This is a genomic window from uncultured Sneathiella sp. (genome assembly GCF_963976355.1).
Lineage (GTDB): Bacteria > Pseudomonadota > Alphaproteobacteria > Sneathiellales > Sneathiellaceae > Sneathiella.
In genome coordinates this window covers 26,773-45,812 of sequence record NZ_CAXBKA010000007.1, presented here as the reverse complement: position 1 = coordinate 45,812, position 19,040 = coordinate 26,773, and the positions used below count along the sequence as shown (strand labels likewise).

Here is a 19,040-nt window from a genome sequence, read left to right as displayed (position 1 = left end):
AATTGTTCCAACATCCCGACACATAATAGTAAGGTATCTTTACTTTTTTTGCAATATGGTTGGTGACATCAGCTTTCTTTCTGTTCTTAAAGTTGAGGAAGGTCTAAATGGTGCCTTGTTTTGCCAGCTGATGAATTTTCTTGGCTGACATACCAAGCATTCCGGACAATATCTCGTTATTATGCTCACCGACCTTAGGCCCACACCAGCGAACCGCATTGGACGGATCAATGTTGTAATTTGGAACCATGCCCGGATGCAGTACCTCCCCCAAGCGCGGATCTTGGACCTTCTGGACCATCCCCCGATGTTGAAAATTAGCATCAGCTGCAATGTCTGCTATGGTGTATATACCGCTAGAGGGTATGTCCGCGGCTTTCGCTATTTCCTGGAGTTCCGCGAGCGGCTTTGTTCGTGTCCAGCCGACAATCTCTTCATCAAGCTCAACCCTATTGCGCACTCGTGATGGATTATCTTTAAAACGTAAATCAAACGCGAGTTTCTCACGTTCCATCACTCTGCATAATCGCATAAACAATGAATCAGAATTAGCGCCAATCAAAAACCATTTACCGTCTGCAGATGGATAAGCGTTTGAGGGAGCTGTCGTCGAGAGCGAAGATCCTTGCGGTTGTCGTATATCACCAAAATGCCCATACTCTGGTAAGCACCCTTCCAGCAAGCTGAATACTGATTCCGACAACGCCACATCTGAGTATCTATTCGCCGTTTGGTTTTTTCCCGCCCCTTTGGCATAAACAGAGGCTAGCAACCCGATGGCGCCGTACAACCCGGCAATACTGTCACCGATCGACACCCCTACTCGGACCGGCGGCAGATCAGTGACTTCTGGCGGATATCCGGTCAAATGCCTGAGCCCACCAATGGCTTCCCCAATAAGCCCAAATGCCGCCCTATCCCGTTCAGGGCCGGTCTGTCCATAACCTGAGATTCTCACTACGACAATATCTGGGTTAGCTTTATCTATCTCTTCTCTATCCAATCCCCACTCCGCAAGCTGGTCTGGTTTGAAGTTTTCGACCAAAGCATCAACATGCGGAAGCAGTTCGCGTACAACCTTTATACCTTCCGGATCTTTCAGGTTAATACTGACCGATTTCTTATTTCGCCCGTGAACCGACCACCATACAGATTCCTCCTGGCCGTCAGAAATTTTGCCCCAACGACGAACAGGGTCTCCATGTCCGGGCTGCTCTACCTTAATGACTTCAGCCCCCAAATCAGCCAATATCCGGGTGCAAAACGGCGCGGCAATAAAATGGCCGAGCTCAAGTATTCTCAAACCGGAAAGAGGAAGCGTTTGCTCTTTAGTTTCACTCATTGTTCTTTTTCACTCATGCGAAAATTAAACATATCAGCGTGAATCGGCTTGCTTCATTTGCAGATATGGAGAGAGCAGTGTTTTCGGCCCCTTAATTACCCCATCGCAAATAACCTGCTCATCCTCAATCCATAGGGATTGTTGTGTGATGACCCCGTCGGGATGATTTTCTCCTCCGCCAGGCTCCCACCAAGGGACTCCAAAACCAATCGCGTTTGTTCCGCATACGCGTATGTCTTCAATGAAGGAATGACCCGTGAATTGGGTCATCGGATGAAATCCATAACTAAAATGAATTACCCGCCCATACTCTCCGCCGGCAGCTCTTCTCAATGCACGGTCCATTGCTTGTGCATGCGCTCCCCCTCCATCAATGGATGTAATTGAACCGTCCAACTTAATTCGCATTGGGGACGGCAGCTGGACATAATATTCATGGAACACGGATTCCAGTATAATCTCGCCCTTAACAGATTCCGGGACCGGAAAAAAAATCCCTGAACCAGGCGGTGTATACATCCCGGGGACATTGGAATGGCGGATTTTTTTTGCAACCGACCTGCCAAGCTCAAAAGAAACATCGGTACCCAGAGGGCTGGTTATGCGGATCTTGGCGCCTTCTTTTTCGGCGATGAAGTTATCAAATGCGTTCTGAAATGAAAACAGAACATCAAGATCAAAGCGCCCATAAAGATTTTCGATCCCCCGCGAAGATAAATCTCCTAAAAGCAGGTAACGGCACCGCTTCTCACTCATTGCATCATCATGTACCTCTGAACCGGCCAGGTATGGAAACGCCATGTCAAGCCAGACATCGCATTCCAAAACCGCTCGCTTTAAAATTTCCGGAATATAAGGATCAGCGAGTCTCCCTTGGTAAGGAAGCTGATTGACCACAAGCAACGACGCCTCCGCACCTATCATGCGGGCCACCGACAGAATACTTTCAGCAGTTGCCAAATTTGTTTGCGTGTCGGCCGTTATGAGAACCGTTTCTCCCGGCTTTACACAAAACTGATCGCGCATAAGCTTATCCGCGCCACGCGCGCAAGCGAGTATCTCTAGATTCATGGTATTTAACAATCCCGTATATTTGTTGCCACGTTATTCACAACAAAAATTTAGACACTTCCTGGTTATATATTTCTGGCTTTTCAATCATGGGAAGGTGGCCGCAACCTTCAATTGAAACGAGCGTAGAATCCGGCATTTGATCAACGGCAGCGACGGCGGCTTCATAAATCCCGCCAGTGTCGTTGCGTCCCCAAACCACCAGGGTTTCAACATCTATCTCCTCGAGTCTCTCAAGTATTCGAAACCGGCGAAACGCTTCCAGGGCCCTCATTTCGTCAATTGTGTTGTTCCAGCAGTCAACAGCCCAAGGCTGCGCATAACACAGACTCAACAACATCGGAATTTCGGAAGGGATCGTTAGTGGATCATGAAATGTACCTTCCAGCACTTTTCGCCAACCATCTGGAGATGGCCTCTTTAATATCGCACCATAGTTGTCATAAATTCGCTCAAGAAAGGCTGCAAGCTGATCTTCGGTATTAAAGGCCGAACCGCTTCCATTGATTACTAGTTTTTCCACTCGCTTTTTCGCGGCAAGATAAACATTAGCCGCAACGAGCCCTCCATAGGAACTGCCGCTAATCGCAAAACGGTCAAACCCCATGATCTCAGCAAATTTCAGTATATGGCTCACCTTATCGTCAAAGGTAATCCGCACGCTCATATCCTTGGGCCTGGTGAACCCGTGGCCCAGCATATCCAGCGCCGCCACCCGAAAATGCCGACCCAAGGAGTCGATATTTTTCATCCATAAGTCGGCAGTTAGACTCAGCCCGTGGACGAGAATTAATGGTGGAGCCCCCACCTCCCCAGCAACAATGCATCGAGTATCATGCCCCTCCACATTGACGAATTTCATTTCCATTTCACATCTCCAGCCTGACGAATATCTGTTAGCGAATCATAAAAAGGTTATTTCCGAGCTTGCCGCTGTCCCGCCTCCTTAAGCCTTTCCAGATAACTACTGATGATGTGATTAACGCCTTTTTCGATGGACGCCATGCGTCCGGGACGAAAGTTTCTCGAAACCATACTGTTTTGGACAGATTCGAGCATTTGGCGATCTTCGTCCATTACCCGCGCCTGCGTCTGACGATACCCTTCAACCCGCTCAGAAAAATTCGGCTCATTAAAAAACATTTTTGGAATTAGCGTATAGACCATCAACCGAGAGCGTGTCGGGCTAAGTGGCCACGTAATATAAGGATGTACCGTGTCTGTACGAGCGAAGAATGTGAAGTTCGGCGGCAACAAACCGGTTGTGGAAAAATCATCGGATTTATCGTCCATCCAAGGAGCGCGGCCGAAGATTGGCTCGCCCGTCGGAGTAGAAGGTCCGGAGTTGTAAAACGCCTGATATCCACCGCCCGGATGCGATTTAAATTTGAAAGAGTCATGCGTAAAACTACGTCCATTGGTAGTCTTATGAACCACGTTGACATGATAAAAGTCGATAAGGTTTTCAACCAATAGTTTCCAGTTGCACTCCACTTCACCGACTGTTTTTACAGCGAGCCTATATTCTTCCTGAGGAATATATCCGAAATCTTCTTCCAAAGACGCGACGTATTCACTTAAAGGCTTCGCATTGATATCAAAGTTAATGAACATCCAGCCGCGCCAGATCTCCAATCTGATCGTTGGGAGCTTGCAAGCCTTCCTATCAAAATCCTCAGTCTCATCCATAAATGGGGCGCCAATCAAGTTTCCATCAAGGCCGTAACTCCATCCATGAAAAGGGCAGCTAAGCACTTTCTTATTGCCGTCGCCGAAAGCGATCTCAGTTCCACGATGCGAACATATATTTGAAAATGCTCTAACCTCACCATCCTGGCCACGCACTACAACAACCGGCTCATCAAGCACCCTAAATGCTGTATAATCACCAGGATTTTCGACCTCTTCCTCGCGTCCGACACACAGCCAATCTTTCATAAAGATTTCCTGCTTTTCCAAATCGAAAATATCTGGTGAAGTGTAAATGTAGCTTGGGGCATGCTCAGCTTTCGTAACGGGAGACTGCGCCTTTTTGAAATCTGTGGCCCCAATTAATTGCGACATTTCGTTATTCCCTCTTCTCTTTGTTACCCGACCCATCAGAACAAGTTTCCAAGCGGGCCACGTTATTTTTCGTATTTTTGCCAATAGCATAGAAGCAACGCGGCTCAATTAGTAAAGCAACCTTACTAAATTTAGATTCTGAGGTCAAGCGCTGAAATATTATTTGAGAAACATAGAGGAAACATTGACGTCTGACATTTTGAGAAATAACATTAGGAGCATCTCTTATGAGATTGCTAATGGTTTCCAATATTAACTTCACGTGCAGAGGAAGTAACTTCCTCACGGATTTTATATGTATAGAATCGCTTAAAAATATAATAAAAAAGGTTTGGCTTTGTCGACACCACCTACACTTTATCGAGGCTTGAATAAGGACACTGAGCCACTTTTTCGAACGGAAAATTTCGGCCGACTTCTACTGCTGGCTCTCGTCAATTGGCAAGAAGCGCTTGTACATGGTCTTCAGGAAAAAGGGTTCAAAGACATCCGATCTTCTCATATTAGCCTATTGAGACATATTGACTCTAACGGGACAAGAATTACCGATATTGCCGAACGTGCAGGCATAACGAAGCAGGCTGTTGGACAACTCATTAAAATTTGCGAGTCCTTGGATCTGGTTTCAACCACAGTAGACAATCTGGATCGCAGGGCTAAAATTGTAGCGTTCACCGAGTACGGACGGAAACTCATTGCGGAACAGCAAACAATTTTATCAGACATTGATGACGCAATCAGGGAGAAAGTCGGTGATAAAGAGTTCTATGAGCTTAGAGATCATCTAATACAGCTTTCTGATTGGTCGCTTGTCAGGAAAGACGGCTAACAGAAAAAAATACTTAAACTTGCATTCTTCAGTATCATAAAACCTGAGATATACGTTCTCTCGGAACGTTGCGCAAATGACTCGCTGTCATACCTCCAGGCAATTTCGCAATCCGGTCTGCAGCAGAAAGTAATTGGAAAAGATCAACGCCTGAATCGATACCGCCCTTGGAAAATGCAAATACCAAATCCTCCATTGCCGTGTTCCCGGATGCACCCGGAGCAAATGGGCACCCACCAAGACCAGCAGCGGCGCCATCAATCACTTGAACGCCTGACATATATGCCGCAAACGCGTTTGCCACACCCATCCCAAATGTATCGTGCCCATGAAATGCCCAAGCTGTGCATGGAGCATCGTGAGACAATGCCTCAAACCGACTAGAAACAGATCGCGGATCTGCCCGGCCCGTCGTGTCACACAGAGCAAACTCTGCATCTGGAGCTATTTCACGTGCAGCAAGAAAAATACGACGAACTGCGTCCAATGAAACGTTCCCATCGAAAGGACAGTCAAACGCTGTAGCGAGATCGATACGGAGTTTTGAAATCGCCTCAGCACCGATCGTCGCTATAACCGATCTCAATTGATCAAGAGATTGATTAGGTGTTTGCCTCACATTTTTCAAATTATGAGTCTCCGAAACCGATATCACAAAAACAAGATTATCATATCCATTTCGCAAGGCAATTTCCGCCCCTTTTGCATTTGGAACAAGCAAGCTCAATCTCGCGTCATCATACCCTTTATATGCTGCGGCAATCTCAGCTATATCCGCCATTTGAGGCAAGGCGCGCGGGCTAACGACTGACCCTAACTCCATTCGACGAAATCCTGCTTTAAGGAGTTCGCCTACTATCGCAATCTTCTCTTTAATCGATATGTACTGGCTTATCGATTGAAAACCGTCACGCGGGGCAACCTCTACAAACTCAACCTCTTTGTTGTGTTTTCCGGCTTTTGAGATATTCGCAGAATATATTTCACGTGACTGATCCACTTTATTAACTCCTCCTGAGTAACCAACTAAGCTCTTTCGCAATAAGCCTCTTTTAATGAGCTTTCCTCACATAGTTATTTTTCAAACTATAGATTTGTCAAAGCAAAAAACTGAATTCATTGAACCTTGAGAGATAACAACATCGATTTAACATTCCGATCTGTCGCAATAATCGGATAAAAAATTCACAATTACAGAGAAAATATAATTACATAAAATCTCCTATAAGGTGTATCTCTAAAAGAATTGGGATGCTGTTGCTGCTTTTATCATATATGCGCACTTTCCAGCATCACTTTGGTTCCCAACAGTGTTGCATATATTTTATACACTCGTATAATATTATAATTCTATGTGATAGAGATTCAATGCCAACCTGAAGTAATAGGAATTAAGCTTATGAAAATGCTTTACGTTGAAGTTATGGGAATCCCTACCCGTTGTGTTGTGGCAGGGGAAGAAAGTGCTCCAGCAATTATGTTATTGCACGGATTGGCTCTTACATCAGAAGTCTGGATGCACAATATCGAGAGTCTGGCACGCACGCACCGTGTCATAGCCCCCGACATGCTCGGGCATGGTTTTACAAAACCAGTCGACACGGCATCCGTAGACGTTTCGGCAAAAATACGACATTTAGAAGGACTTGCCAATGCCCTGAAGCTTGATGTTTTCTCAGTTTGCGGCAGTTCTTACGGAGCGCTCTTGGCCTCCTTACTTTACCTCGCCAATCCAAACCGCATCCGTAAGCTAATCATCAATGGAAGTGGTTCCTGTTTTAACACCGAAGAACAACTGAAAGATCAGGTAAGCAAAATGCTGACGGTATATGCGCCTGATAAAATTTCATACTCCTCGAGGACAGTATGGCGTGAAAGGATTGGCAATAACTTTTTTGACATCAAAAAAATACCGGAGGAGCTTCTGCTAATAGCGCAACTTTGCTACGCTCAGCCTTGGCCTGCACTTCGCCTGGCAGAAACATTGTCAACAATGCAGGATCCGGAGCGATTCCGGCCTTATAGAATTTTAGAGCGACTTGAAAATATCACCTGCCCTACACTGGTTTTTTGGGGCCGCGATGATCGGGGCGGATCACTTGAAAGTGCCGAGAAAGCCGTGTCTCGCCTGCCAAATGGGCGCCTTGTCGTTTTTGATGATTGTGGCCATTATCCAATGATCGAGCACCCGGAAGAATATAATCGCTGCGCATCTGACTTTCTGGCTGAAACTTAAATCCGTCGATTAGTCGTTTATTTTTCCACCACGCTGCCTGCTGCCAATATCAATAATGGCGGAAATCTGATTTTATTCAAATGGCATCGGATCGATAAAACGTCTGATAACATTCTCGGTAATACGAGAAACATTATTGTCATAGTCAGCATGCGAAAGCGCCCCAGCCCATGCTATTGAACTGGTTGAAAAAACCGCTCCGCCTTTCGGAGTCTCATAAAACACCATATCACAACGCACCAATGGGCAAGTCTCTCCATTAATTGCCGAGTGCGTATGTGTCAGTTCCTCCTTCATCCAATGATAGCCGGACGAAAAATTTGTTGCAGTGGCCAGTATAAGAGCATGCGGTGGCGTTCCTAAACGAGCATCCGCTCGATCAACTTCCCATCCGGCCGCTCCGCCGCCAATTAATCCAAAATCACCGATCCGGTCATGCTCGCCAATTCCTTGGAATACAAAAGATGCCCGCGCGTCGAAACTTGCTGGCAAGCGCTCGAAATAAGTGGAGACATCGAAACCTTGCGCAGACATTCCCGTGCCTGCCACGGATTGAGGCGCCTGCCCCATCCGACGCCACATCCCTCCCAATTCTCCGGTGAAGCTGTGATAATATTCTCCTCCTTCAGCAGCCCACGTTCGAATACCATCTTCCGCGCGGCGCATCTCGAGAACACCCGGTAATTCAGGATGATATGAAGTTCGCCAATAAAAACCGTTGCCGCCCATGTATATGAAGCGGCCGCCATTGTTTTGATAAGCAAGGATCGAATCCAACATGGTTTTAGAAGGATACTCGGGGTGGGTTCCTGTCATGACGCATCGGTATTGATTTAACAGCGATACACCTTCCACTTCGAGGTCATCTTCCGTAATGATATCAAAGGCGATATCTTTTTCCTCCAACCAATCAATGATATGCGTATCTGCTGGCAGCTGCCACAACCGCTCCCCTGGCCGCATGTTCAAAATCGGGCGGAGGCGAGACGCGTAGCAAACACCGCTACCGTCACTATGATGGTCATAAAGAGAACACCCAAATTCTGGATGCTCATGCAAAAAAAGTGTTGTCGCATCGATCGTGGTAAATACGTTGCGAATATTCTCTCCTTCTGTCCATTCGAGATGATGATGAGTATTCCCATACGCCCAATAACTTGCGGTCGGAAGAAGAAGTGCCAAAGAGGCTCTCGCCTCACCTTTCGGCGGTCGAACTACAAATGGAATGGCCTCTTCAGTTCCCTCCGAAATCAATCGTGCACAATACAACCCACTACGAAGGTCTTTGGGTACTTCAAACTCAAAATCATTTTTCCATCCGCAGTCATAAAGATCGTCATCGTGAAAATGAATTGCACCGTAATGGCTGGGCCGATGAGTCCAATTGTACTCACTGCCATCCCAGTTCCAGCCTTTCATAGCGCGGGTTGGCAAATTTACCGCAACCCCGTGAAATTCATGGTTCGAAGTATCAACGATCCGGGTGGTAGAAATTTCTTGGCTAAAATCCCATGACGCAATAACCGCCCCATCCTGTTGAACAATACACTCGCCTGACATTAACGCTGCACGTTCTGAGTTACTTAAAGCACGGCCCATGACAACCGGACTATCAATTTTACCGTTATAATGAGATGAGACACTACCATCCGTGCCGAAACCCGCGGCAATACGGAACCCAATTGGCTCCTGCCCCTCCTGTGCCGTATAGCCACATATCGCTAATGCGGTACTGTCGCCCTTGGCCGCGTATACATGCAATGGGCGCTGCGCAAGCCAAATTTCACCTGTTGTCGTATCACAGCTCGCAGCAACAAAATACCAATGTCGGCTTAGCAGAGGTATTTTTAATGAAACTTCGGTTCCATTATTCCTAAAAGAAAGTCTGCCCTCTGCATTCAAATACATAAACCGCTGCGCATCACCCATTATCACCTGGGACCGGGCCAAATCTGGTACTGTCGGCCATACAAAGGCATAATATGTAAATGACTCGGGAGTAATTTCAGATCCGCGCTCTATATCCACATACGAACCACAGCTAACGCTTTGATGGCGACCGACATATTCCCCATCCACAGATGTCTGAATAGGGAGTGTTTTCATACCTATATTTTCAGCATCACCGCAAATCAACCGCTCAAAACTCACGTTATAAGAATTACTCGCGCTGACCTTGAATGCTATTGTTTTTCCGGCCTCAATACTGAAGTGATCTGCGTAGCCAACCACTGCACGGCTCGTCAAGTTTGACTGAGGATTACCTTCGCTGGGAAGGGGCTCATCTTTTTCGAGACAAAGATCTTGCCCGGTATGCTGTTTCCAGCGTGCGCGAAAAATCGCCCATTGAATTTCTGCTGCTGTATTGTATCCGGTACCACTAAAAAGGTTTAACGGGCTGCCTTTCCGGCCGTTAGATCGAGCCAGATGCCATCGCCCTCCCCTTTCTATTTGAACACCGATAATGCGATTATCAAAGGAGTCCCAGCGCAGAATTTTAAGAAGCTTTTGTAATTCTTCGCTATGAGGTCCTGATGGGTGGTCACGGAATTCACACGCTAAATCTATCCGGGTTGCGTCAATTTTATCCATTTCGCCTTCTCTAAAATTAGCGAATTAGTATCAATCGAGTACACGAGACATTGCTTCGTATAGTGTCTTGAGTTTTTCTGGACCAACAAAATCCCCATTATCAACCAATTGATCATCGCCAACCCAAAGAGACTGGTCGAGAACAATACCGTCTGGATGATTTTCTCCTCCCCCAGGTTCCCACCAAGGAAGACCCATGCCGATCGCGTTACTGCCGGGCACTCGAATATCTTCAATGAAATGTTTCTGGGTCAACATCGTCGCTGGATGAAAACCAGCTGTAAAATGAATAAAGTTACCGTATTCTTGCCCTCCTCCCGCACGGCGCAATGCCCGATCAAAACTGATGCGATCTTCGGCGCCGCCTCCTGTAATACTTCTTATCCCGCCATCCGCTTCGATTGTTATTGGTCTGCGCAAACCCCTGTAGTACTCATCGAAGAGAGCCTGAATGACGATCTGTCCCTTGACAGATTCCATAACCGGATAGAAGCTTTGCGTACCTGGAACTGTATAGGTTCCGGGGTCCTTACATAGTCCTTTGCGAACCGTCTTCATTTTGTCGAGCTTCATGCTGACGTCTGTGCCAAGAGGACAAGTGAACCGAACGATTTCACCTTCGGCTTGCAAGAAGTATTCTGCTATCGCAACGTTGAATTCAAGTAATGTATTATAGTCGACACACCCATATAATCGCTCAAATGACTCGGCTGAGGACATTGCCAACAGGCAATATCGGCAGCGGCCATTCTCCATAGTGCTACTATGCATTCCTGATCCGGCATGATATGGAAAACAAAAGTCAAACCAAATGTCAGAGTCATTAGCCGCAGCTTTTAACGATGTGCTCACATAGGGGTCAGACATGCCGCCCTGATAGGGCAAGACCGGCGCAAGAGCGATTAGTGGTTTTCCGCCTGCCCGTGCAACGCTTGCGGCCACAGCGTCCAATAATTCCATTTCTGTGTTGTAATCGCCGGTAATAAGGACACTATCATCGGATGTAACAGCAAAGCTTTTCACTACAAGATTATCAACTGCTCGCTGTAACCGTGGTGATGTCAGCATACTCATAATCTTTCTTCCAACTCTTCATCTTCATCTGCTCCAAGATACGCATTCTGCACAAATGCGTCGTCAAGCATTGTACTGCTTGCGCCTTCCATAATAATTCGCCCTTTCTCGAGAACATACGCGTAGGACGCCACTTCCAAAGAAGCACGGGCATTCTGCTCAATGAGCAAAATGGATACCCCTGAAGCAGCGATGTAATTAATCAGTTCAAAAATTTGTTGAACAAGTTTTGGCATGATCCCGAGTGAAGGCTCATCAAGTATCAGCAGGCGGGGCTCACCCATAAGCCCCCTGGCAATGGCCAACATTTGCTGTTCGCCACCACTTAAAGATCCCGCAAGTTGATTCCGGCGTTCCGCAAGACGTGGAAAGGTCTCATACCTTTGCTCAAGTAATTCAGCAATCCGACCGCGGTCGTTTTCTTTGTAAGCACCCATAACCAGATTTTCATGTATGCTCATTTGCGCAAAAATCTGCCGTCCTTCAGGGACGAGCACAATCCCCCGTCGCATCACCTGATGCACCGGGAGTCCGGAAACGGTCTCGTTGTTATATAAAACGCTTCCTTTTGAGGGTGTTAAAGCGCCAGCAATTAATTTTGCTGTCGTCGTTTTACCCGCCCCATTAGAACCAAGTAGCGCTACTACGCTGCCATCGTTTACCTCAAGCGATACTCCATTTAGTGCACGAGCACCCCCATAAGCGTAATGCACGTCATTTACTTTTAATTCCGTCATTCGGTGGATGTCCCCAAATATGCATCAATCACTGCCTGATTGGTAAAAACGTCAGCAGCCTTACCGTCCGCTATTTTTTGCCCCGCTTCGATGACAATAACGCGATCGGAAACACGCCGCACGGCCTTAATGTCATGCTCAACCAGCAATACCGTGATGCCCGCTTTACGGATTTGCAAAAGCACGTTCGTCAAGTCACGCGTTTCGGTACTATTCAAGCCCGCACACGGCTCATCTGCCAACAAAATCACAGGTCGGGCAGCGATGGCACGCGCCAGCTCCAGTCGTCTGAGGTTCCCGATACTTAGTGACCCCGCCAATTCATCCTGCAAAGAGGTCAGTTGGCAAATATCTAAAGCGTGCGTTGTTGTCGCAATTGGATCCCGTTCACCGGCCCTGCCAAAAGACGATGCCACATGGACATTATCGCGCACAGATAGTTCCGGAAACGGCTTGGATATTTGAAACGCTCGGGCAATCCCTAGTCGACAAACCCGATAAGGGACCTGATTGGTAATGTCCTGCTCTTTAAATTCAATTTTCCCGGAGGTAGGCTTTAAATACCCAGAAATCATGTTAAACAATGTTGACTTCCCGGCCCCGTTTGGACCAACAATGCTTGTAATGGTCTCCTCTTCCACGGAAAACGTTACGTCGGAAATAGCGCGTAAACCTTTGAAAGACTTTGTTAGAGCTTCTACTGTCAGTATGTTCATACATTTGCTCCTTGATCCGTCCGCACTTTCACACGAGACCGCCAGGTTTCTGAGATCAACCCCAGTAATCCTTTCGGTGCAAGTATCACAATGGCGATTAAAGCCGCCCCCGTAATCATCATGTGCAAATCAAGAAGATCGCCAAGCAGGACTTGTGTAAGAACAATAATAATCAAAGCGCCAATCATCGGCCCCGCGACAGTACCAATCCCTCCTACCATGCTGAATAGTATGAGGTTCAAACTTATATCTATGCGAAAGACAGTACCGGTTGTAATAAATCCCAAGCTGTATGCGTACAATACACCACCGGCCGAAGTCAGCACCGCACTCAGAATGAAGGCGATTAACTTGTATCTTTCACTTGGTATTCCAAGCATTGCGGCGGTATCCTCGTCTTGACCAACACATGTAAGGCCAACACCGAGCCGGGACCGCTTCACAACCACGAATACGCCCATACAAACCAAGCTGAATATTAAAAACAGAAGATAAAAGACTTGAACTTTCTGCAATCCAAATCCAGCAACCATAGGGAGGGCAAACCCGTAAGCTCCTTGAAAAAACTCGAATGTTTTGCTCACCTCACCCAAGATCTGCGCAAATGCCAGCATGGCGATCGCAAAATATATACCGCGAAGCCTCAACACAGGGAGAGCAATTATAATCGCGGCAACGAAACCAATTCCCAACGCAAATAGCAGCCCCAAGAGCAAACGCAACGCCGCAGAAATATCAGTCCCTAAATATTGAGCTAGAAGTCCCGCGGAAAATGCCCCTAATCCAAAGAATGCCGTATGTCCAAAGCTCCAGTAAGACGTGAACCCTCCTAATAGATTCCACGCTACAGCCAGACCGCCGAAAAGTAACACCTGTTGGGCTAGGCGCATATGGAACGGAGAGGCGACAAAAGGCAAGATGATGGCGCCAACCAACAATAATGCACAGAGTAACCATATATAACCTGATACAGGCTTATGAAAACCACGCATCAAACTGACCCTTTATAAGCATTACCAAGTAGACCATTAGGCCGGACAATCAACATGATCAGAAGTGTGCAAAAAATAAAAATGTTCGGATAAAGGCTTCCGATATATTGAGATGAAAACGTGCTAATCTCGCCCAGAAGCAGTCCTCCTAGAAGAGCACCGAGAGGACTACCGACACCCCCAAGGACAACCGTCACAAACGCATTCAACGTCCAGTACGCATCATCGAAGGGAGAAAACGGGTTTACCAATCCGATGATTATGCCTGAAACTCCTGCGAAAGCGGCGGAGACCCCGAAGGTCATCGCATAGATGTTTCGGGCATTAACGCCGCAAAGCCCCGCAGCAAAATCATGCTGCGCGGTTGCTCTCATCGCCCTACCGACTTTAAGCCTGTAAAGCGCTATCGACAAAAGCGCGAGCAGAGCAAGACTGGCAATAAGACCCGTTGCTCTCGCTCCGTCAACTACCACGCCGCCGATGTGAAACGTATCCAATAACCATATTGAGGACAAACTTTGAACGTCTGGGCCGAAGACCAAAATAATTCCGTCCCGAATAACAAGACTTGCACCAAAAGTGATTAACAGACTACTCATCAGTGAGCTTCGTCGCACAGCCCCAGCAACCAAGGTAAGCTGTAGCATTGCACCTAGTATAAACAACGCTACAAAGACAATGGGAATCGATATTAACGGGTCGAGTCCCATCATCTCATTAAGGGCGACTCCAATATAAGCCCCCAACAGGATAAAGATACCATGCGCTAAGTTTACAATACCAAGCACACCGAAAATCAACGAAAAGCCCACAGCTGAAAGAGAATAGATTCCCCCTAGAATAAGCCCATCAACAACTGTTTGAAGAAATAATGTTCCGTCCATAGTACCCTGCTGTTGAGTTTACCAATACGCCTGAAGGATAGAACTGTTATCCTTTTTCGTTCCATGCTGGTGTTGGATATACCAGATCACCGGTTTTCAACTTAGGTGGAAAGACAACCTTGATTTCTCCATCTTGCACCTGACCTAACTTGGCACCCATTAACAACGGATCGCCGTCTCCATCTTTGGTAAATTTAACAGGCCCAAACACAGTCGTGATGTCAGTTGCAGCCAAAGCATCACGGACTACGACAGGATCCAGACTTCCAGCCGTGCGCATCGCTTCTACATATGTGGTGATGCAGGACGAGGCCCCTACGGTATGGTAGCTATAAGGACGCTCATTGTTAGCATTATAGTATTTTATGTAGGAATCCGTGTCACCGAAGATTGGATCCTTGAACTTTAGGCTAGCATCCCACGGCAATTGCATGACAACACCATTTGCTTTCACGCCCAAGCTTTCACGATACATAGGCAACTGTGGGCCCAGGAATTGATAAAGTAGAGGTACGTTAGTTTCCGTCGCAATCATCTGACGCACAATCACTAACGAGTTCTGGTCAACGGTCGTTGTTATAAGAATATCCGGTGTACGGGAACGAATTGTCGCAAGCGTACTGGATGCATCGTTCACCTGTTCTGGGAGTTCGAGAACGTCAAGGACTTCCATTCCAATTTCCGCACACCCTGCTGCCGCTGCCTTTGCATTAAGTTTCGAAAAAGCATCGTTAGTTGCCAAGACAGTAACCGTCTTTGGTTTCGGTTCAATGGATTTAAAAAACTCTATGCTCGTATTCCATGCCCGGCTCGCGCGTGGGAAAAATCCAAAGATATTATGGTACCCTTGAGTGAATATTTGATCTGAAGATGCGCCCACCTGGACAATAATCTTGCCTGCTTCTTCGGTTATTCCTGCACAAGGAAGCACGACGTTACTGCCATAGGATCCCAGGAAAAAGTCTACGCCATCGTCAACTTGACGCTGGATCAATGTCGTTGCCCGTGCCGGGTCACTTGCGTCGTCGACGATACCGAGTTCAAACCGATAGCGCTTTCCGGCAATTTCGACGCCACCTTTCTCTTCATTTAAATATTTAATCGCCGTTTCGTAACCTTTGAGAATGTTAAGTCCGGTTTCAGCATATCGCCCTGACATACCAAGAGTCCCGCCAAAGCGGATCACTTGATCATCTTGCGCATACGAAACGCTGCTGCGGAAGATCGCAGACGCCGCAGCCCCGGCCCCAAGCACGCCAAGCGCACTTCTACGTGAAAATTTTGCAACCATAATTCTTATACCTTTCCCCAATTAAAAAATTACAACACCTCAAGTACGATAAGTTCGCCTTTGCACCGGGATACACAAACGGTCATGAGCTTGTCTTCCCGCCGTTCACTATCGGTCAGCACCTCGTCTCTATGATCAGGCTCACCCTCCAAAACACGGGTGGCGCATAGTCCGCAGACCCCCTCCATGCAGGAACTGTCTATAGTCACGCCATTTTCCTGAAGTACCTGAAGGACCGTTTTTTCTGACGGCACAGCGAAAACCTGATCGGTTCCAGCCAGTTTCACTTTGAATTCGTGGCCAAAAGCCGGGTCGGACAGCTGTCGTGTTCCAGATGAAAAGGACTCCCAGAACACAGCAGACAAATTTTCCCGCGCCTTCGCCATTGAACGAGCTAACTCAATGAAACCGGCAGGCCCACATACGTAAAGTTGAGATTTGGCAGGCGCTTTTCCCAGCAAGGCTTCGAACGATCGCCAGACTTCCCCCAGATCCACACCGAAATGGAATTGAACACAGTCTGAAAATGGACTTTCTTTGAGTAAATTTACAAACGCGGCGTACTGAGCATCTCGCGCAAAATAATGTATTTCGAAAGACTGTCGCCTGCTCCATGCGTCTTTCGCCATCCCTAATAACGGGGTAATACCAATCCCACCAGCCAATAGGATAAGATGAGAAGCGGATCGATCTAGTACAAAGTTATTGGTAGGAGGCCTGACAGAAATCGTATCTCCCTCACAAAGACTATGTATAGCAGCCGATCCTCCACGCGACTCGGCTTCACGCTTAACTGCAATATGATAGAAACCATCTGTAATAGGGTTGTTACAAATTGAGTATTGACGCAAATATCCGCCATTTAATTGCAGAGTAATATGGGCGCCAGGTCCTGCATCCGGCAAAGAGCTTCCACTTGGATCTGCTAATTTTAGGGATAAAATATCCTCAGCTTCCATACACACCGCTGACACCCTTAAATTCAAACTTGCGGTCGCCTGCGATCTCATTTTTCCCCACCAAACATCCGATCAAGATAACCATTCAGAAAATGGTGGATCGCTTTTTCCATCACGGACATTCTTCCAGGAACATAGTCAGGGAGCGCCATTGCTTTCTGCATGGACTCGATCATCGAGCGATCTTCTTCATAAATTTTCAGCTGATAATCTTTGTATACTTTTATCTTCTCTTCGAATTGCGGATCGTCAAAAAACTCTTCCGGAACAAGAAGATGAATGTAAACTTCACATTTATTTGGACCGACTGGCCAAGCAGATATCATTTTCACGCAATCGATGCGGCCGAAAAGAGTAAGATTTGGTAATCGGAACCCAGTGCAGGCAAAGCTGTTCTCTTCACTTTCCAGCCACGGGGCTTTTCGGAACAGGGATATTCCATCTGGAGTCGACGGCGCCGCATCATACCGTATTGTTATTCCACCATCGTCTTTCAGAGATACATTCTCAGGGGACCACGAGAACCGTGCCCCGAAGGTGTTAACATGCAAGACGCCTACATGATAAAAATCCATCAAATTTTCATGGAGAAACTTCCAGTTACAATTCAGCGTCATTTTCGTAACATCGGCCAAGCGGCATTTTTCGGTGTGCAGCTGCGCGAAATCATTTTCAAACTCAGAAATTGCTTCATTGAAAGGTCGAGGCTCTTCCGCAAAACTGATAAAGATATTGCCGCGCCATATTTCCAGTTTAATCTCCGAGAGACGGCAAGACCGCGGATTAAAGCCCTCCGAATCCTTCATGTATGCCGCACCTAGCAAATTGCCGGACAAATCATACGTCCATCCGTGGTAAGGGCATTTAAAGTGCCGTGTATTACCCTTGCCTTCCGCCACTTCAGCTCCCCTGTGCACACACATATTGCGGAATGCACCCAAGTTGCCGTCTTTGTCGCGGGAAATGAGAACAGGTCGATTTAAAATTCTGCGGGCTTCAAAATCACCTGGATTTTCGAATTGCTCTTCGCGACCGATATATAGCCAGTCTTGATAAAAGTATTCTTCTAGTTCCCGCAAATGAATTTCTTCGGATGAGTAAATGTTACCCGGCAAATGTTGAGCCCGGTCCACGCTTTCGCGTGTAGCAGCTATGTTTAGTTTATCACTCACGATTTCATCCATTCGCTCTAATGTTTTCTGGTATTGCGTTCTACAGCGATTAACTTAATACGATCGTATAAAAACAGCATAGCTTAATGCAAAATAAAATCAACTGTCTTTCTTGACCTTATTGTCGTGAAGTGGCAATCAACCTATCTAAAACAAAATGAGGTCGAAATGAGCGGCAAAGAAAGCGTATCTCGGAGTTTTTCCAAGAAGCCGCCGGTCGAGCGCCGGCAAGAACTTATAGATGCTACATTTCGTTGCCTATGCAAGTATGGCGCCAGCGATATCAGTGTAAGAATTATCGCGCGGGAAGCTCAACTTTCTCTAGGAATGGTTCGCCATCACTTTCGAAGCAAGGACGAACTCTTGGCCGAAACTTTGAAGTTTTTATCCTCAAAAGTGAAGGAGCAGACGCAAAAAGCGCTTTCGATGAAGGACCTAACCCCTTCTGAACGCCTTCATGCCTTCATCAGGGCATGCCTTCATCCGGAAGCACTAGATGCCAATTATGTAAAGGCCAGGTTTCTATTTTGGAGTCTCGCTCAAACAAACCCGACTGTACGCAAAGCACATGATGAGATATACAGACGCTTTGAAGGGGAGCTAAGGACATTGGTATCCGATGTAATGGATAACCAACGGCAGGCGCCTGATCCAGATATAGTAACAATTGCGCTTATGGCCTTACTAAAAGGAATATGGGTAGAGTGGAGCCTCGCACCAAATCGTGCAGACCCCTTAAAACTCGCCGAATTGATACTTACCGGCTTGCAAGGGACCCTGTCAGAAAAACTAGACCGTGCCGTTCAAAAGAACAGTTAAGATAACGGTTAGCATTTGTTAGAGGAAAAGGGCTTGAGCTTGTTTGGTTGCAAATTTACCGTCATCTCATGAAAAATCCATTCCGATACCTCAAGACTTCACCTGAAATCATCCGCTTGGCTGTTATGATGTATATTCGTTATCTACTATCACTGCGTCAGGTCGAAAACCTTCTGCAAGGACGAAGTATCGACATCTGTTACGAGACGGTAAGTGCCCTGGTGGAACCGGTTCGGACCCATATTTGCAGCAGAAATTAGAA

The 19,040-nt window shown here is 46.8% G+C and carries 17 protein-coding genes; 3 read left to right on the top strand and 14 right to left on the bottom strand.

Annotated elements, in window-relative coordinates; all coding sequences use genetic code 11:
* Positions 1–103 precede the first annotated feature (103 nt).
* From AAC599_RS15455 to AAC599_RS15440, 4 genes are all read right to left on the bottom strand, one after another.
* Positions 104–1,342: a CaiB/BaiF CoA-transferase family protein gene (locus AAC599_RS15455; RefSeq protein WP_340151303.1), complete on the bottom strand. Its 1,239-nt coding sequence runs from the start codon at positions 1,340–1,342 to the stop codon at positions 104–106.
* 33 nt (positions 1,343–1,375) lie between these two features.
* Entirely contained in the window at positions 1,376–2,368 is a 993-nt protein-coding gene (locus tag AAC599_RS15450) for a hypothetical protein (RefSeq protein WP_340151302.1), read from the bottom strand.
* An 82-nt stretch (positions 2,369–2,450) separates the two neighbouring features.
* Complete coding sequence (locus AAC599_RS15445) at positions 2,451–3,281, bottom strand: alpha/beta hydrolase (protein ID WP_340151301.1); 831 nt, start codon at positions 3,279–3,281, stop codon at positions 2,451–2,453.
* A gap of 47 nt (positions 3,282–3,328) precedes the next feature.
* On the bottom strand, positions 3,329–4,477 hold the full coding sequence (locus tag AAC599_RS15440; RefSeq protein ID WP_340151300.1) for an aromatic ring-hydroxylating dioxygenase subunit alpha: 1,149 nt from the start codon (positions 4,475–4,477) through the stop codon (positions 3,329–3,331).
* Positions 4,478–4,814: 337 nt separating this feature from the next.
* On the opposite strand from AAC599_RS15440, the gene AAC599_RS15435 reads away from it, so the two are divergent.
* Positions 4,815–5,306, top strand: coding sequence for a MarR family winged helix-turn-helix transcriptional regulator (locus AAC599_RS15435; protein ID WP_340151299.1), 492 nt, complete (start codon positions 4,815–4,817; stop codon positions 5,304–5,306).
* 34 nt (positions 5,307–5,340) lie between these two features.
* On the opposite strand, the gene AAC599_RS15430 is transcribed toward AAC599_RS15435, so the two are convergent.
* Positions 5,341–6,306, bottom strand: a complete 966-nt coding sequence (locus AAC599_RS15430) for a hydroxymethylglutaryl-CoA lyase (protein WP_340151298.1) — start codon at positions 6,304–6,306, stop codon at positions 5,341–5,343.
* A gap of 399 nt (positions 6,307–6,705) precedes the next feature.
* On the opposite strand from AAC599_RS15430, the gene AAC599_RS15425 reads away from it, so the two are divergent.
* Positions 6,706–7,542, top strand: coding sequence for an alpha/beta hydrolase (locus tag AAC599_RS15425; protein WP_340151297.1), 837 nt, complete (start codon positions 6,706–6,708; stop codon positions 7,540–7,542).
* A 72-nt stretch (positions 7,543–7,614) separates the two neighbouring features.
* On the opposite strand, the gene AAC599_RS15420 is transcribed toward AAC599_RS15425, so the two are convergent.
* From AAC599_RS15420 to AAC599_RS15380, 9 genes are read right to left on the bottom strand one after another with little or no spacing between them, the layout of a single operon-like run.
* The gene (locus AAC599_RS15420) at positions 7,615–10,134 is read right to left on the bottom strand and encodes a N,N-dimethylformamidase beta subunit family domain-containing protein (RefSeq protein WP_340151296.1); all 2,520 of its coding nucleotides are present in this window, start codon (positions 10,132–10,134) and stop codon (positions 7,615–7,617) included.
* A 30-nt stretch (positions 10,135–10,164) separates the two neighbouring features.
* Positions 10,165–11,208 (bottom strand): hypothetical protein, encoded by a 1,044-nt coding sequence (locus AAC599_RS15415; protein WP_340151295.1) that lies wholly within the window; start codon positions 11,206–11,208, stop codon positions 10,165–10,167.
* Positions 11,205–11,945, bottom strand: coding sequence for an ABC transporter ATP-binding protein (locus AAC599_RS15410; protein ID WP_340151294.1), 741 nt, complete (start codon positions 11,943–11,945; stop codon positions 11,205–11,207). Before AAC599_RS15410 ends, AAC599_RS15415 begins: the two co-directional genes overlap by 4 nt.
* Entirely contained in the window at positions 11,942–12,661 is a 720-nt protein-coding gene (locus tag AAC599_RS15405) for an ABC transporter ATP-binding protein (RefSeq protein ID WP_340151293.1), read from the bottom strand. Before AAC599_RS15405 ends, AAC599_RS15410 begins: the two co-directional genes overlap by 4 nt.
* Complete coding sequence (locus tag AAC599_RS15400; protein WP_340151292.1) at positions 12,658–13,653, bottom strand: branched-chain amino acid ABC transporter permease; 996 nt, start codon at positions 13,651–13,653, stop codon at positions 12,658–12,660. Before AAC599_RS15400 ends, AAC599_RS15405 begins: the two co-directional genes overlap by 4 nt.
* Positions 13,653–14,537, bottom strand: a complete 885-nt coding sequence (locus tag AAC599_RS15395; RefSeq protein ID WP_340151291.1) for a branched-chain amino acid ABC transporter permease — start codon at positions 14,535–14,537, stop codon at positions 13,653–13,655. Before AAC599_RS15395 ends, AAC599_RS15400 begins: the two co-directional genes overlap by 1 nt.
* Before the next feature lie 46 nt (positions 14,538–14,583).
* Positions 14,584–15,828, bottom strand: coding sequence for an amino acid ABC transporter substrate-binding protein (locus AAC599_RS15390; protein WP_340151290.1), 1,245 nt, complete (start codon positions 15,826–15,828; stop codon positions 14,584–14,586).
* Between the two features lie 29 nt (positions 15,829–15,857).
* Positions 15,858–16,787: a PDR/VanB family oxidoreductase gene (locus AAC599_RS15385; RefSeq protein ID WP_340151289.1), complete on the bottom strand. Its 930-nt coding sequence runs from the start codon at positions 16,785–16,787 to the stop codon at positions 15,858–15,860.
* 47 nt (positions 16,788–16,834) lie between these two features.
* On the bottom strand, positions 16,835–17,971 hold the full coding sequence (locus AAC599_RS15380) for an aromatic ring-hydroxylating dioxygenase subunit alpha (RefSeq protein ID WP_340151288.1): 1,137 nt from the start codon (positions 17,969–17,971) through the stop codon (positions 16,835–16,837).
* 156 nt (positions 17,972–18,127) lie between these two features.
* Here AAC599_RS15380 and AAC599_RS15375 point away from each other — a divergent pair, with 156 nt between their 5' ends.
* Entirely contained in the window at positions 18,128–18,778 is a 651-nt protein-coding gene (locus AAC599_RS15375) for a TetR family transcriptional regulator C-terminal domain-containing protein (RefSeq protein ID WP_340151287.1), read from the top strand.
* Positions 18,779–19,040 lie beyond the last annotated feature (262 nt).

Coding starts and splice junctions, on each gene's coding strand:
- AAC599_RS15425 (WP_340151297.1), top strand. CDS start 6,706: ATGAAAATGCTTTACGTTGAAGTTATGGGAATCCCTACCCGTTGTGTT.
- AAC599_RS15415 (WP_340151295.1), bottom strand. CDS start 11,208: ATGAGTATGCTGACATCACCACGGTTACAGCGAGCAGTTGATAATCTT.
- AAC599_RS15455 (WP_340151303.1), bottom strand. CDS start 1,342: ATGAGTGAAACTAAAGAGCAAACGCTTCCTCTTTCCGGTTTGAGAATA.
- AAC599_RS15385 (WP_340151289.1), bottom strand. CDS start 16,787: ATGGAAGCTGAGGATATTTTATCCCTAAAATTAGCAGATCCAAGTGGA.
- AAC599_RS15410 (WP_340151294.1), bottom strand. CDS start 11,945: ATGACGGAATTAAAAGTAAATGACGTGCATTACGCTTATGGGGGTGCT.
- AAC599_RS15450 (WP_340151302.1), bottom strand. CDS start 2,368: ATGCGCGATCAGTTTTGTGTAAAGCCGGGAGAAACGGTTCTCATAACG.
- AAC599_RS15405 (WP_340151293.1), bottom strand. CDS start 12,661: ATGAACATACTGACAGTAGAAGCTCTAACAAAGTCTTTCAAAGGTTTA.
- AAC599_RS15445 (WP_340151301.1), bottom strand. CDS start 3,281: ATGGAAATGAAATTCGTCAATGTGGAGGGGCATGATACTCGATGCATT.
- AAC599_RS15375 (WP_340151287.1), top strand. CDS start 18,128: ATGAGCGGCAAAGAAAGCGTATCTCGGAGTTTTTCCAAGAAGCCGCCG.
- AAC599_RS15420 (WP_340151296.1), bottom strand. CDS start 10,134: ATGGATAAAATTGACGCAACCCGGATAGATTTAGCGTGTGAATTCCGT.
- AAC599_RS15380 (WP_340151288.1), bottom strand. CDS start 17,971: ATGGATGAAATCGTGAGTGATAAACTAAACATAGCTGCTACACGCGAA.
- AAC599_RS15400 (WP_340151292.1), bottom strand. CDS start 13,653: ATGCGTGGTTTTCATAAGCCTGTATCAGGTTATATATGGTTACTCTGT.
- AAC599_RS15390 (WP_340151290.1), bottom strand. CDS start 15,828: ATGGTTGCAAAATTTTCACGTAGAAGTGCGCTTGGCGTGCTTGGGGCC.
- AAC599_RS15440 (WP_340151300.1), bottom strand. CDS start 4,477: ATGTCGCAATTAATTGGGGCCACAGATTTCAAAAAGGCGCAGTCTCCC.
- AAC599_RS15395 (WP_340151291.1), bottom strand. CDS start 14,537: ATGGACGGAACATTATTTCTTCAAACAGTTGTTGATGGGCTTATTCTA.